Origin of the sequence: Flavobacterium hydrocarbonoxydans (assembly GCF_009789235.1) — a bacterium.
Taxonomy (GTDB): domain Bacteria; phylum Bacteroidota; class Bacteroidia; order Flavobacteriales; family Flavobacteriaceae; genus Flavobacterium; species Flavobacterium hydrocarbonoxydans.
In genome coordinates this window covers 406,939-421,154 of record NZ_WSTB01000004.1, presented here as the reverse complement: position 1 = coordinate 421,154, position 14,216 = coordinate 406,939, and the positions used below count along the sequence as shown (strand labels likewise).

The 14,216-nt window shown below is 34.0% G+C and carries 14 protein-coding genes and 1 tRNA gene; 10 read left to right on the top strand and 5 right to left on the bottom strand.

Going from position 1 to position 14,216, the window contains the following annotated elements; translation table 11 throughout:
• Nucleotides 1–57 precede the first annotated feature (57 nt).
• From murA to GON26_RS09820, 3 genes are all read right to left on the bottom strand, one after another.
• Nucleotides 58–1,371, bottom strand: coding sequence for a UDP-N-acetylglucosamine 1-carboxyvinyltransferase (gene murA / locus GON26_RS09830; protein ID WP_160374630.1), 1,314 nt, complete (start codon nt 1,369–1,371; stop codon nt 58–60).
• 109 nt (nt 1,372–1,480) lie between these two features.
• Entirely contained in the window at nt 1,481–2,203 is a 723-nt protein-coding gene (locus tag GON26_RS09825) for a DUF4290 domain-containing protein (protein WP_160374629.1), read from the bottom strand.
• Nucleotides 2,204–2,206: 3 nt separating this feature from the next.
• On the bottom strand, nt 2,207–2,503 hold the full coding sequence (locus GON26_RS09820; RefSeq protein WP_160374628.1) for a DUF493 family protein: 297 nt from the start codon (nt 2,501–2,503) through the stop codon (nt 2,207–2,209).
• A gap of 506 nt (nt 2,504–3,009) precedes the next feature.
• On the opposite strand from GON26_RS09820, the gene GON26_RS09815 reads away from it, so the two are divergent.
• The 7 genes from GON26_RS09815 (at nt 3,010) to GON26_RS09785 (ending at nt 9,705) form a co-directional block, all read left to right on the top strand.
• The gene (locus GON26_RS09815) at nt 3,010–3,927 is read left to right on the top strand and encodes a carboxylesterase family protein (protein WP_160374627.1); all 918 of its coding nucleotides are present in this window, start codon (nt 3,010–3,012) and stop codon (nt 3,925–3,927) included.
• A 16-nt stretch (nt 3,928–3,943) separates the two neighbouring features.
• Nucleotides 3,944–4,729: a hypothetical protein gene (locus GON26_RS09810; RefSeq protein WP_160374626.1), complete on the top strand. Its 786-nt coding sequence runs from the start codon at nt 3,944–3,946 to the stop codon at nt 4,727–4,729.
• Between the two features lie 395 nt (nt 4,730–5,124).
• Nucleotides 5,125–5,658 (top strand): AAA family ATPase, encoded by a 534-nt coding sequence (locus tag GON26_RS09805; RefSeq protein ID WP_160374625.1) that lies wholly within the window; start codon nt 5,125–5,127, stop codon nt 5,656–5,658.
• A gap of 64 nt (nt 5,659–5,722) precedes the next feature.
• Nucleotides 5,723–7,618 (top strand): RecQ family ATP-dependent DNA helicase, encoded by a 1,896-nt coding sequence (locus tag GON26_RS09800; RefSeq protein ID WP_160374624.1) that lies wholly within the window; start codon nt 5,723–5,725, stop codon nt 7,616–7,618.
• Nucleotides 7,618–8,565 (top strand): methionyl-tRNA formyltransferase, encoded by a 948-nt coding sequence (gene fmt / locus GON26_RS09795; RefSeq protein WP_160374623.1) that lies wholly within the window; start codon nt 7,618–7,620, stop codon nt 8,563–8,565. The genes GON26_RS09800 and fmt overlap by 1 nt, the downstream gene beginning before the upstream one ends.
• Nucleotides 8,566–8,745: 180 nt before the next feature.
• On the top strand, nt 8,746–9,018 hold the full coding sequence (locus GON26_RS09790) for an HU family DNA-binding protein (protein ID WP_017498096.1): 273 nt from the start codon (nt 8,746–8,748) through the stop codon (nt 9,016–9,018).
• A 126-nt stretch (nt 9,019–9,144) separates the two neighbouring features.
• The gene (locus tag GON26_RS09785) at nt 9,145–9,705 is read left to right on the top strand and encodes a YqgE/AlgH family protein (protein ID WP_160374622.1); all 561 of its coding nucleotides are present in this window, start codon (nt 9,145–9,147) and stop codon (nt 9,703–9,705) included.
• On the opposite strand, the gene GON26_RS09780 is transcribed toward GON26_RS09785, so the two are convergent.
• Both GON26_RS09780 and GON26_RS09775 read right to left on the bottom strand, forming a co-directional pair.
• Complete coding sequence (locus GON26_RS09780; RefSeq protein ID WP_160374621.1) at nt 9,702–10,541, bottom strand: aminotransferase class IV; 840 nt, start codon at nt 10,539–10,541, stop codon at nt 9,702–9,704. The genes GON26_RS09785 and GON26_RS09780 overlap by 4 nt on opposite strands.
• Before the next feature lie 54 nt (nt 10,542–10,595).
• Nucleotides 10,596–10,988, bottom strand: coding sequence for an START-like domain-containing protein (locus GON26_RS09775; RefSeq protein ID WP_160374620.1), 393 nt, complete (start codon nt 10,986–10,988; stop codon nt 10,596–10,598).
• Between the two features lie 153 nt (nt 10,989–11,141).
• On the opposite strand from GON26_RS09775, the gene GON26_RS09770 reads away from it, so the two are divergent.
• From GON26_RS09770 to GON26_RS09760, 3 genes are all read left to right on the top strand, one after another.
• Nucleotides 11,142–11,215, top strand: a tRNA-Met gene (locus tag GON26_RS09770).
• Between the two features lie 246 nt (nt 11,216–11,461).
• A complete protein-coding gene (locus GON26_RS09765; protein ID WP_160374619.1) occupies nt 11,462–13,330 on the top strand; it encodes a sensor histidine kinase in 1,869 nt (622 codons plus the stop codon).
• A complete protein-coding gene (locus GON26_RS09760; protein ID WP_160374618.1) occupies nt 13,327–13,950 on the top strand; it encodes a response regulator in 624 nt (207 codons plus the stop codon). The genes GON26_RS09765 and GON26_RS09760 overlap by 4 nt, the downstream gene beginning before the upstream one ends.
• Nucleotides 13,951–14,216 lie beyond the last annotated feature (266 nt).

The following is a 14,216-nucleotide window of genomic DNA, read 5'->3' as shown; positions in this document are numbered from 1 at the left end:
GAATTATATCTTCACAGATTATCAAAAAAAATTCGTGAATTCGTGGCTAACTTTTCTTTACGCTCTCACGATTTTTGCTCCGATAGCTCTTAAACGCTCGTCGATACGCTCATATCCACGGTCGATTTGCTCGATATTTTGAATAGTACTTGTTCCTTTTGCAGAAAGTGCCGCAATCAATAATGAGATTCCCGCACGAATATCCGGAGAAGACATTGTTGTAGCTTTCAACTGAGATTCAAAATTATGTCCCATAACCACAGCACGGTGCGGGTCACACAACATGATTTTTGCTCCCATATCGATTAATTTATCCACGAAGAATAAACGGCTTTCGAACATCTTTTGGTGAATCAAAACATCTCCTTTTGCCTGTGTTGCCACAACCAAAACGATGCTTAATAAATCTGGTGTAAATCCTGGCCATGGCGCATCGGCAATTGTCAGGATAGAACCGTCGATATCTGTTTTTACTTCGTACCCGTCTTTGTGAGCAGGAATGTAAATATCGTCTCCCTTTTTTTCGATTGTGATACCTAATTTTCTAAACGTATTCGGAATCAAACCTAAGTTTTCCCAACTTACATTTTTGATGGTGATTTCGCTTTTTGTCATAGCCGCAAGACCAATCCATGAACCGATTTCGATCATATCCGGAAGGATTCTGTGCTCACATCCGCCAAGGCTTTCAACACCTTCGATAGTCAATAAATTCGAACCAACTCCCGTGATTTTGGCACCCATCGAGTTCAGCATTTTACACAATTGCTGCAAGTAAGGCTCGCAGGCTGCATTATAAACCGTTGTTTGACCTTTTGCCAAAACAGCAGCCATCACGATATTTGCCGTTCCGGTTACAGAAGCTTCATCAAGCAGCATATCTGTTCCTTTTAATCCTTCTTTTGGAGATTCAACTCCGTAAAAGTGATCTTCTCTGTTATATCTAAATTTTGCTCCAAGGTTGATAAAACCTTCAAAGTGTGTATCTAATCTGCGACGACCAATTTTATCTCCTCCTGGTTTCGGGATATATCCTCTTCCAAAACGAGCCAAAAGCGGTCCAACAATCATAATAGAACCACGTAATGCTCCGCCTTCTGCTTTAAAAGCTTCGGTTTCTAAGTAACCTACATTTACCTCATCGGCCTGAAACGTAATCGAACCTGGTTCGTTTCTTTGAATTTTCACCCCTAAATTACCCAACAAAGTGATTAATTTATTGATGTCAATAATATCGGGAATATTATTAATTTTTACTTTATCACCCGTTAAAAGCACGGCACATAAAATTTGTAAAGCCTCATTTTTTGCTCCTTGTGGCGTGATTTCTCCTTTTAAAGGAATTCCTCCTTCGATTTTAAATACTCCCATATTCTTTTTTTAAGGTTCTTCTTTTAAAGTTGCTAAGGCTCTAAGATTCTAAGATTCTGAGTTAAAAAAAACTTAGAGACTTAGTAACTTATTATCTTAGCACCTTGTATTACTTCTGATTGTTATTTTTCTGAAAAGGTTTTGGTTTCCCTGGACCTTTGTTGTTTTTGTTGTTCTGAATTTTTGGCTGACCTGCAGGCGTGATTTTATTCGACATACGTTTGTTAGTACGCAATAAATCAGTTGTATTTAGCAGCTCTTCTGTGCTTTGCAGCAAATTGATTTTACCTCCGGACAATTCGAATAAATGTTCGAAAATCACATCGTCTTTTACCGTGTCTTTGTTCCAGCTCAAATATGATTTTTTCATGTGGTTGGCAATGACCAATACCAAAGCATTTTTCATTTCGCCGTCTTCCCATTTATTGGCAACATCAATCATATATTTGATGTTGTTACCGTAAAATCTGTATTTCGGGAAATTTTGCGGATATTGCAAAACATCAGGTTTTAACTGTAAAACATCGCGGGACGGAATTGGGTAAGGCGAATCTACATTCAGTTTAAAATCAGACATAATAAAAAGCTGATCCCATAACTTATGCTGAAAATCTGGCACATCACGCAAATGCGGATTCAGGCTTCCCATTACCTGAATAATGTATTTTGCCGCCTTGTTACGCGTTTCATCGTCTTCTATAGCGGTAGCCTGATCGATCAGTTTTTGCAAATGACGACCATATTCTGGAATGATTAAACGCTGTCTTTCAGAATTATATTCTAAATTAAAAACAACATCATTCGCGACTTCTTTTTTATATTTTTCGATCATAAGTTATAATGAAACTATACCTTCTATTGTAGAAACTTCTTTGTATTTACCAATCACTTCGTCAGCACTATTCATGGTAACATCTACAGAAACGCTGGTAAATTTACCTGTTTTAGATTTTGTTGTCCTGATCACCGCACCCATACTATCAAAAGCTTTTTCAACTCTTTCTACATTATCGGCTACCGAAGGCACTATAAATTTATACAAATATTCTGCTGGCCAGGTGTTTGAATTATCTAACTCGACCTTTAGTCTTTCGTAAAATTCGGCGGTGTTTTTTTCTTTATCGTTCTCCATTCGTAATTAAAAATAAACGCAAATATACGGTTTTGATTTCAGAATTTTTAGATTTTTTTCTTTGAAAAAAGGTTCAAAGATGCAAAGGTTCAAAGATGCAGAGAAAAAAGTTTTGCAACAGTAAAGCTTTGTAAATTTTCTCTTTATATTTGAGAAAACATTACGCAGAAATAATCACACTGTTTGTCATTTCGATTTCTATGATAAAACCAAATCTTTTTTTCAGGAGCTAATCCCGCTATCCGTTTCAATCTTTTGTGGCGAACCCCGCCACAAAAGGATTTCCACTTCTATCGGGGCTAGGAGATCTGTTTTCAAAAGAAAGTTATCGGCTAGTTTGTCATTTCGAACCAGAACACGAGCGATAGCGAACTGGCGAAGCAATCTCCACCTGAAGCTCGACAAAGATTGGATTCTCGTTAGGGATTTACTTGCGGAGATTTCTCGTTCGAAAATGACATAAAATAAAAAACCCTGAGTCTTTGCGACATTAAAAAACAAAAACCATGAAAAACCAAATCCTTCTATTTTTTATCGTACTAATAAGCAACTCGATGAAGGCACAGGAAATAAAAACGATGACGTATTTCCAGAATGACACAATCAAACTCGAATTAGATTTGTATTTGCCTGAGAAAAAATCTAATGAAAAAATTCCGTTGATTCTTTTTGCTTTTGGCGGAGGATTTTCTGGAGGAGAACGAACGAACGAAAAAGAATTCGGGATCTTTATGGCAAAAAACGGTTACGCCGTAGCGAGCATTTCGTACAGTTTATATATGAAAGGAAAAGATTTTGGCTGTGGCGGAATTTTGACCGAAAAAATAAAAGCCATCCAAATTGGCGTGAGCGATATGTGGCAGGCAACTTCGTTTTTGATCGAAAATGCCAATAAATACAATCTCGATACTTCGAAATTTTTTATTTCAGGAATTAGCGCTGGTGCCGAAATTGGTTTTCACGCTACTTTTTGGGATTACAAACTGATGAATTTATACAAAAGCAATTTACCTCAAAACTTTAAATACGCTGGTTTTATTGGAGGTTCTGGCGCTATTCAGGATATTAATTTAATTACGAAAGAAAATGCGATTCCGATGTTATTGGCGCACGGAAATGACGATAAAACCGTTCCGTATGGAGCTGGTTCGCATCGCTCCTGCCCAACCAATGCTTCGGGCTGGCTGATTCTTTTTGGATCTTATGCGGTTTACAAGCACATGAACGATTTACATAAAAACATCGAACTGATTACGTTTTGTGGCGGCGGACACGAATTTTCGGGCTATCTTTTTCATGAAGGACAACAATATGTTTTAGATTTCGTGAATGCTCTTTTGAAAGGAAAAAAATTCGAATCGCATTTGATTATTCCTTCTGGGAAGAAAAGCGCGAGTTCTGGGAAGTATTTGTTTTGTGAATAGATTAAACTTTAAATTTATGAAATTAAAAATCATACTAACCTTAATTTTTTTAGGATTATTGATTCAGTGTAAAAAAGAAAATCCTAAAAACGTTAATCCAAAAACAGAGCAGATTACCGCCCTTAATATTTATAATTATATTGGAAAATCAAGCATGAAGTTTCAGTTATTCTCTGATAGTAGTTATGTCTTTACAATTATGCAAAAAGATTTTGATTACGAAAAATTAGAAAGACGCAAGGGATTTTGTTATTTAAAAAATGACACATTATACTTCAAACCGTTGGATTTTAAATTTAACAGAAGTGAAAAAGCAGTAATTAAAAACAATTTCATAGAATTTGTCGATGGTGAAACACCGTTAAAAATAGAAATCAGGAAAAATATCTTTCACACAAAATCTAAATTAGATCTTAAAAAATTTAACGATTATGCTTTTTTTACTTTTAACCCAGAATTTCAAAGACCTGGAAATTACGGATACAAACCAGAAACTATAAAACCTGCTGATCTCAACCAAAGCGAATTGATTGAACTTGATCAAATTTTGGAAAAATGCTTTTCCGAGAACGAATCGAAACTAAAAAAACTTGATAAATACGTAAAACAATGCATTGTAGTAATAAACGAAAAACATGAAAAAGAAATTTGGATAGGATGTTATTGTAAAGAACCATACGATAACCAATCTTATAAATATTCTTTAATTGATATGAGTGATGGAGGAAATTGCAACATACATTTAAAAATTAATCTAACTACACATAAATACTCCGATTTAAATATTTCAGGTCGAGCATAATTTTTTTTCTTTCCTGCAAGGTTTCCAAAACCTTGTAGGTATCTTTAAGAGTAAACAAATTTTGATCATAACACCTACAAGGTTTTGGAAACCTTATAGGTATTTTTAACAGTAAAAAAATACAATCTTAAAATTCAAGACCTACAAGGTTTCGAAAACCTTGCAGGAGTAGGCAACAATTGAAATCATTCCAAAAACAAAACCATTTCTCCTGACTAGCCCTGTCCCGATAGCTATCGGGAGAAGTGGATATCCTTTTGTGGCGGGGTTCGCCACAAAAGATATAACCGAAAGCAGGAACCCATGTCTCCAAAAATGCGAATTCATCCGCTTCTGGTAAAAAATCTTTTTAATTACGAATAAGTTTAGGTAAATTTGCGCTTTATTTTACGAAAGTGCAAAAAGAAATCATAGTTCTCATTGGCGGTCCTGGAACGGGAAAATCTACTCTTATTAACGAATTGGTAGCTCGTGGTTATTGCTGCTATCCTGAAATTTCCAGACAGGTTACGCTAGAAGCACAGCAACGTGGTATCGAACAATTGTTCCTTACGCAGCCTTTGTTGTTTAGCGAAATGTTGCTGGAAGGACGCAAAAAACAATTTGAAGATGCTTTGAATGAGCCTTGCGACGTGGTTTTTATTGACCGCGGAATTCCTGATGTTGTGGCGTATATGGATTATATTGGCGATGAATATCCGGAACATTTCACGAAGGCTTGCGAGGATTTTAAATATTCTAAAACTTTTATTTTACCACCTTGGGAAGAAATTTACCAAAGCGACGGTGAGCGTTATGAGAATTTTGAACAGGCGCAAACGATTCAGAAACACCTTGTTGAAACTTATAAAAAATACGGTTACGACTTAATTGAAGTGCCAAAAGATACGGTGGAGAACAGAATTCTTTATATCTTAGATAAAATTTAGCGGTGTGTTTAAAGTTGCAAAACTAGAAACTGATTTCTAAATTTTTAACTTTAAAACGATACCCATGCCAGAAGCGCAAGAAATTCTTTTAAAATACTGGAAACACGACGGTTTTAGGCCGTTGCAAAAGGAGATTATCGATTCGGTTTTGGATGGTCAGGATACTTTTGCCTTGCTGCCAACGGGTGGCGGAAAATCGGTTTGTTTTCAGGTTCCTGCGATGATGCAGGACGGAATTTGTCTGGTGATTTCGCCTTTGGTCGCCCTGATGAAAGATCAGGTGGCGAATTTGCAGAGACGCGAAATTAAGGCCATCGCACTTACGGGCGGCATTCATACCGAAGAAATTATCGATCTACTTGATAATTGCCAATACGGAAATTACAAGTTTTTATACCTTTCTCCAGAACGACTTCAGTCAGACTGGATTTTGGAACGCATCAAAAATCTTCCTATCAATTTAATTGCTATTGACGAAGCGCATTGTGTTTCGCAATGGGGACATGATTTTCGACCGGCTTATCTGAGGATTTCGGAACTAAAAAAACACTTTCCTAAAATTCCGTTTCTGGCTTTGACTGCAACGGCTACACCCAGAGTTATTGAAGATATTAAAATCGAATTGGGTTTGAAGGATCCCGTGCTTTTTCAGCAATCTTTTGTAAGAGAAAACATTGCCTACATGGTTTTTGAAGTCGAAGACAAACTGTATCGCACCGAACAGATTTTGAAGAAAAACCCGCAGCCTTCTATTATATATGTACGCAATAGAAAGTCGTGTTTGAATATGGCTGCCCAATTGCAAACTTTAGGTTTCAGGGCGACGTATTATCACGGAGGGCTTTCATCTAAAGAAAAAGACAAAAACATGCAATTGTGGATGTCGGAGCAAGTACAGGTAATTGTGGCTACGAATGCTTTTGGGATGGGAATTGACAAAGACAATGTAAAAACAGTTATTCATACACAGCTTCCGGAAAATATCGAAAATTATTATCAGGAATCTGGACGGGCTGGACGAAACGGCGCAAAGGCTTTTGCTATTTTACTAAGCAATCCATCGGACAGTAACCAGTCTGAACAGCAATTTTTGAGTATTTTACCGGATAAAAAATTTCTGAATACTATATATGTAAAGCTGTGTAATTATTTTCAGATTGCTTATGGCGAAGGTTTGGATGATTCTTTTTCGTTTAAACTGAATCATTTTTGTCACAAGTATGACTTCCCTACTCTCAAAACCTATAACGCTTTGCAGTTTTTGAATCAGCAGGGCATTATTACGATGTCGCAGGAATTCTCAGAAAAGATTACGATGCAGTTTTTGATTGAATCGAAAGAAGTTATTCGGTATATGAGTCTGAATCCGAATGATGAGGAAATTATTTTGGCCATTCTTAGGACGTATCCAGGAATTTACGAAATGAAAACCTCTTTTAATCTTTCGCTTATCGCAAAAAAATCTCATCATTCTGAGGAACAGGTTTCGGCAGTTTTAGAAAAATTAAAAGAAAAAGAAATCATCGATTATAAAGCAAAAAATAACGATGCTATTATATTGTTTAATGAAGTTCGGGAGGACAATCTTACCATAAATCGGGTTGCAAAATATCTTGAAAGACAAAATCAGCTTAAAAAAGACCAGCTTTTATCGGTTCTTCATTATGTTAAAGAACGAAAAACCTGCAAGAATCGATTGATTTTGGATTATTTTGGAGAAGAAACCACTGAGAATTGTGGTGTTTGCTCCTATTGTATTACTCAAAAAGGCAAAATCACCGAGGCCGATTCGGTTGCGGATAAAATTTTGCATTTATTAAAGTCGGCTGCTTTGACTTCGAGAGAAATTCAGTCCCAAATAAAACTGGATGCTCAGGATGTAATTCTGGCACTTCAGGAATTATTAGAAAACAATTACATTATCATACAACCCAATAATACATACACTTTAAAACTATAATGGAAAAATTGAGAATTATATTTATGGGAACTCCGGAATTTGCTGTTGGCATTCTGGACACCATCATCAAAAACAATTACGAAGTCGTGGGCGTTATTACTGCTGCGGACAAACCGGCGGGGCGTGGACAAAAAATAAAATATTCGGCGGTAAAAGAATATGCTTTGGAGAACAACCTCACTTTATTGCAGCCAACCAATTTAAAAGACGAAAATTTTCTGGCCGAATTAAAAGCTTTGAATGCCAATTTGCAAATTGTAGTTGCTTTTAGAATGTTGCCAAAAGTAGTTTGGGAAATGCCAAGTTTAGGAACTTTTAATCTTCATGCTTCGTTATTACCCAATTATCGTGGAGCTGCTCCTATAAACTGGGCTATTATTAATGGAGAAACCAAAACTGGTGTTACTACATTTTTTATTGATGATAAGATTGATACTGGTGCGATGATCCTGAATTCGGAAATTGCGATTGAACCAACAGAAAATGCAGGACAATTACATGATCGTTTGATGAATCTGGGAAGCACAACCGTAATTGATACTTTGAAAGTTATTGAAAAAGGAAATGTAACAACCACTATTCAGGAAGATGATGCTGAAATAAAAACAGCCTACAAATTAAATAAAGAAAATTGCAAGATTGACTGGACAAAATCTGGTGACGAAATCAACAATTTGATTCGGGGATTGAGTCCGTATCCGGCAGCCTGGTGCTTCTTAAAAGACAAAGAAGAAGAATTAAGTATTAAAATATACGAAGCAAAACTGATTTTAGAGTCGCATTCTCATGAGATTGGAAAGTTGATTAGCAGTAAAAAAGAAATCAAAATTGCCGTTCAGAATGGTTTTATTGAGCTATTAAGTCTGCAATTACCCGGAAAAAAGAGAATGAAAGTAGCAGAATTACTAAACGGAATCACATTTCAAGAAACAGCAAAGGTCTATTAACACCAACAAAACAGGGGTTTCTACCTGATTTTGGTGACAAAAAAGCCTTCGTTATGAACAAAAAAAGCAAGTTATCAACAATTAATGCTAAATTTAAAGAAAACACTTGCAAGGAACGGATTTCCTACTAAATTTGTGTATTAACAATTTTTTTTAACCAACAATTAATAACTAATTATTATGAACAAATCAGAATTAATCGATGCTATCGCTGCTGATGCAGGAATTACAAAAGCTGCTGCAAAATTAGCTTTAGAATCATTTTTAGGGAACGTAGGTGCTACTTTGAAAAAAGGTGGAAGAGTATCATTGGTAGGTTTTGGATCTTGGTCAGTATCTGCTAGAGCTGCTAGAGATGGTAGAAATCCTCAAACAGGAAAAACTATCCAAATCGCTGCTAAAAATGTAGTGAAATTTAAAGCTGGAGCTGAATTAGAAGGTGCAGTAAACTAATAATTAGTTTATTAAACTTTTAATATAATTAAAACCTTCCATCTGGAAGGTTTTTTTGTGCCTTTTAACGATTTTATTTCGGTTTTTACAATTTTTATTATTAAATTTAATAAAAATTGTAACCGTATGATTTCAGAAAAATTAAAAAAAGGACACCTGCTTATTGCCGAGCCTTCTATAATTGGAGATTTATCATTTAATAGATCGGTAATTTTATTAGCAGACCATAACAAAGAAGGATCCATAGGTTTTATCATTAATAAACCATTAAAATACACTATTAATGACCTGATTCCTGAGATTGAAGCTTCTTTCAAGATATACAACGGAGGCCCTGTAGAACAAGACAACCTTTATTTTATTCACAATATTCCAGAACTGATTCCAAATAGTGTCGAAATCTCGAATGGAATTTATTGGGGAGGTGATTTTGAATCTACCAAAGAACTAATAAATGACGGCTCTATCAGCAAAAATAATATTCGTTTTTTCTTAGGATACACCGGTTGGGACGAAAACCAACTCGAAACCGAAATGCAAGGCAACTCCTGGATTATTACTGATAATAGCTATAAGAATAAAATTATCGGAAAATCGACTACTCATTTCTGGAAAGAACAGATTATAGAATTAGGCGGTGATTATCTCATTTGGTCAAACGCTCCTGAAAACCCGTATCTGAATTAATTTTCAGATATGGATTCATTTAGCTTTTGTACTAATACATTCGCAAAATTACTTGTAAACTCCTTTTTTCTATATTTCGTTATGGGCTGAATTCCCATAATCACATTGGTAAGAAATAATTCGTCTGCTTTTTGAAGATCAAAAGGCGATATGATTTCTTCCTGAACTTCTATACCTTCTATTTTTTTGGCTAAAGCCAAAACTTGTTTACGCATGACTCCGTTTAAGCAACCTTCTGAAACTGGTGGTGTAATGAGTTTATTTCCCATTACCATAAACAAATTACCCTGTAATACCTCAACAACATTTTTAGAATCATTTAGTAAAACACAGTTGTCCAAACCATTTTCGTGAGCAAAAATGCTTCCGGTAACATTAATCATTTTATTGGTTGATTTAATTGAAGACAGCAACTGTTTGGTAACATAAAAATCTTTGTACAAATCAACTTCATACGGAGCCAAATTCATCACATAGGAAGGATTCTCCAGTGCGGTAGCATGAATCAAAAACGATACTTCATTTGTTTTTGGGAGATACAAACCTCCATCATTACGAAAAACAGTAATTCTAGCTCTTGCAGATACAGAAAGGCCTTTTTCCTGAACCAATTTCAGTATTTGCTCCTCCAGATATTCCATTGTGAAATTCATCGGGATTTCCATTCTGACAACACGCATTGATGCCATTAATCTAAAATAATGATCTTCCAGAAATAAAATTTTACTGTTAACTATTTTTACTGTTTCAAAAACACCGTCTCCATATAAAAAAGCTCTGTTTTGAGTCAGTATATTATCGTTTTGTGCTACTATATTTCCGTTAAAATTGATCATAAAAAAACCCTGAATTTTGTTCAGGGCAAATATAAGGCATAAAATAGACTTTTACTAAACAGATCCTATAAGATGTTTTAGATCTGAAACCTGATTCTCCCACAGTTGTTTAGCCTCTCCTATTTCTTCTTTTTCGGCAAAATCAACCACCATTAGCGATACGTCTTTTGTAAGCTCATCGACTAAAATGTGCAATTCGAAGAAATACTCGGTGTCTTTACTGCTTTCATCAACCCACTTGAATTTTACTTTTTCGCCTGTTTTTTTAGAAGCCAAACGGGCTTTTTCTTGTGAATCATTCCAGATAAAAGTAAAAAATTCACCTCTGGAATTTACATTATCGGCAAACCATTCAGACAAACCTGACGGCGTTGATATATATTGATACAATAATTGCGGAGAAGAATTGATCGGAAACTCGATTTCGTAACGTATTTTTGAATCCATGGACTACTTTTAATTTTTTTGAAATATAAGAATATATGTTCAAAAAAAAAGCATTTTTAAAAATATTTTTTTTTCTTTCATTTATGCTTGTAAGCTTTAATATAATTTTTATCTTTGCACCCGCAATGAGGAACTCGGTTCATCATTTACCCTGGCGAGGTAGCTCAGTTGGTTAGAGCGCAGGATTCATAACCCTGAGGTCACGGGTTCAACTCCCGTCCTCGCTACAAAAAACAAACCCTTAATCATCAATTGATTAGGGGTTTTTTATTTAAGACAATTCAAAAAAACTTTTGTAAAACATTAGAAATGTGAAAATACGAACCCAAACTTCAGGTTCAAAACACCATTTCTTTCTTCATTAAAAGTAAAACTTTCAACAGTAGTATAATTGACCGATTTAATGAATTAAATGTGTAACAATACCTATTTTAGGGTATTACTACATTTATAAAAAATGTTTAAATTTGTTTATGACCAGAAAAGTTTTTTTGTTTTTACTTCTTTTTTCAGCCGGATTTTTTCAGGCAGCACCTTTGAAAACGTATGTTTACAATAATGATATTCATCATTTATCACATTATTATCAGTATTTGGAAGATTGTGATTCGTATTCAACTACAGCAGTAATTCAAAATTTCAGGGCTGGAAAATTTCAGAATCCTCCACTCGACAAGGCTTTTAGCTCCGGAATTTCGACATGTAGTTATTGGCTGGCTGTTGCTGTGCAAAACAGTACTGACAAAAACCAAAAATTCCTTTGGAGCTTTAAAAACAACGGATTGTCATTTTTGCTTTATGAATTCAAAAACGGCCAATTGATACTTCTTGACGAATCATCAATGCATGAAAGCCTGGACAAACGTCCTTATCCCGTTAGAAGTATTTCATTTCCTTTTTATTTGGACTCAATGGAAAGTAAAATTTTGTTTGTCAAAGTAACTCCAACGGTCAATAAAAATATATATTTTCCCACAGACATTGAAACTGTAGAGCAATTTTTTACTGCTGAATTAGAATTTAGCTACTTAATGGGTAAATATTTTGGAATCTTATTATTGACATTATTTATCAATTTGTGTTTGTTTATAATTTTGAAAAAACGAATTTATCTGTACAATATTTTCTATGGTTTTTTTATAATTTTATTCCAACTATCTGATTTTCACTTTGATTCTTTTGAAATTCCAAATGCTTTTTTTAGCTTTTGGAGTTACATTAACAAAGATTTTTATATTGCATTGTCGATCTTTTTTTATGCTAAAGTTTTTCAGATTTTTGTAGAGTTACACAAAAACTTTATAAAAATCAATAGGGTTTTAAATGGGTTAAATTATACCTTATTGGTCAGTGCTATTTTACTTTTGGTCAGTGGTTTATTATTTCATCAAAGTAATTATTTTATTCAGTTTGTAAACGGTTTTATCAATTTTATGATCTATATTATTGTTGGTTTTATATTGGTTACAATTTTTATAGGCATTCGATTTAAAATTAATTTTTTCATGCTCTTTGGTTTGTCGTTTGTGTTTATGTTCTATGGTTTTTTAGGATATTTATTAAATACCTTAAACCTGGCGAGTTTGCCAATATTCAGACCCGGAAATTTAATAAATGGTTCCGTAATCGAAGTGTCATTGCTCACCATATTCTTTATTTACAAATTCAAGTTAGACAAAGAAAAAGCCGCTTTAAAAATAATTACTGAAATTAGAAAAAATGATGAATTGTCTAAAAAAATGCTGACCATTGAATCTGAAGAGCAAGAGCGGTTAGCGCGCAATATTCATGACGAAATTGGTAGTGATATAACCGGCCTTCGACTACAGCTGGAGAATCATTTATCAAGTAGTACAATAAATCCTCAACATCAGGAAAGCATACTTGAAAACGTAAAAATACTATACGAGAAAGTAAGAGATTTGAGTCATTTTATGAAGCCCACAGAATTCAATTCTAACTTTATGGCTACTATTGAAAATCAAGTTTTATTTTACAGAAAAAATGTTAAAAATGTTGAATTTGAATTATTTAGCAATCTTAAGGATACTGACGTATTGCCTCCTGAAATTCAATCTCAGCTCATTAGAATTATTAAGGAAGCTTATACCAATGCACTGAAACATTCTATGGCTTCAAAGATTTCTATTCAGCTAATTTTTGAAAATGATATTCTTTTGCTTATGATAGAGGATAATGGCATTGGTTTCGACCTTAGCAATGACTTCAAAAGTATTGGTCTGGAAAACATGAAATCGAGAGTAGAATTTTTAAAAGGAATAATAACTTTGGAGAGTAATAAAAAAGGCACTTCAATTATAATAGAAATTCCAGTACGATGACAGGATCGAATTACAAAATAGTTATTGCTGATGACCATAAATTAATTATTTCAGGAATTAGTCATATTATTTCGACCAACAATTTAGGTGTGATAATTGGTGAGGTAAATGATGGCATACAATTATTGCAGTTTTTACAACATAATACAATTGATCTTGCAATAATTGATATTAATATGCCTGAATTAAATGGTATTGAAGCAGCCAAAAAAATGATCGAATTATATCCTGATATTTCAATATTGATGGTTAGCCAATATGATAATATTGAACTAATAAAAAATCTTAAAGTTATTGGAGTGAAGGGGTATTTGTCTAAAAATTTCGAGATAGCAGATTTTATTGTTGCAATTACTACAATCAAAAGTAATTCCGTTTTTTTTCCTTCTTTAGAAAGTGAAAAAATCAGTTTTAAAACCGATAGAATTCATTTGAGTACTCGTGAAATAGAAATTATTTCCCTGATTGCTCAAGGAAAATCGTCAAAAGAAATCGCGAATAAGCTTTACTTAAGCGAATATACAGTGATAACACATCGAAAAAATTGCATGCGGAAATTAGAAGTAAACTCTATTGTTATGCTTCTCAATAAGGCTAAAAGCTTAGGATACATTTTTTAAGAAAAATACTCAATCCTTTTTGAGTGGGGTTAAAAAACAAAAACAATCATATTTTAATTCTGATAACCCTGAGGTCACGGTTCAACTCCTTTTCTCTTTACAAAAAAAGACTAAAAATTAATACGTTACAAATACCATCTTAAAAGAAGTTAATATATTTACAAAAAAATCAGTCAGCCAAAAATTCACATTAAAATCAATTCTCTTAAGCTTGGTTTTCTGCTAAAAAAAACGATAATTTGCATAAATATTAAAAGCGTAAAAAA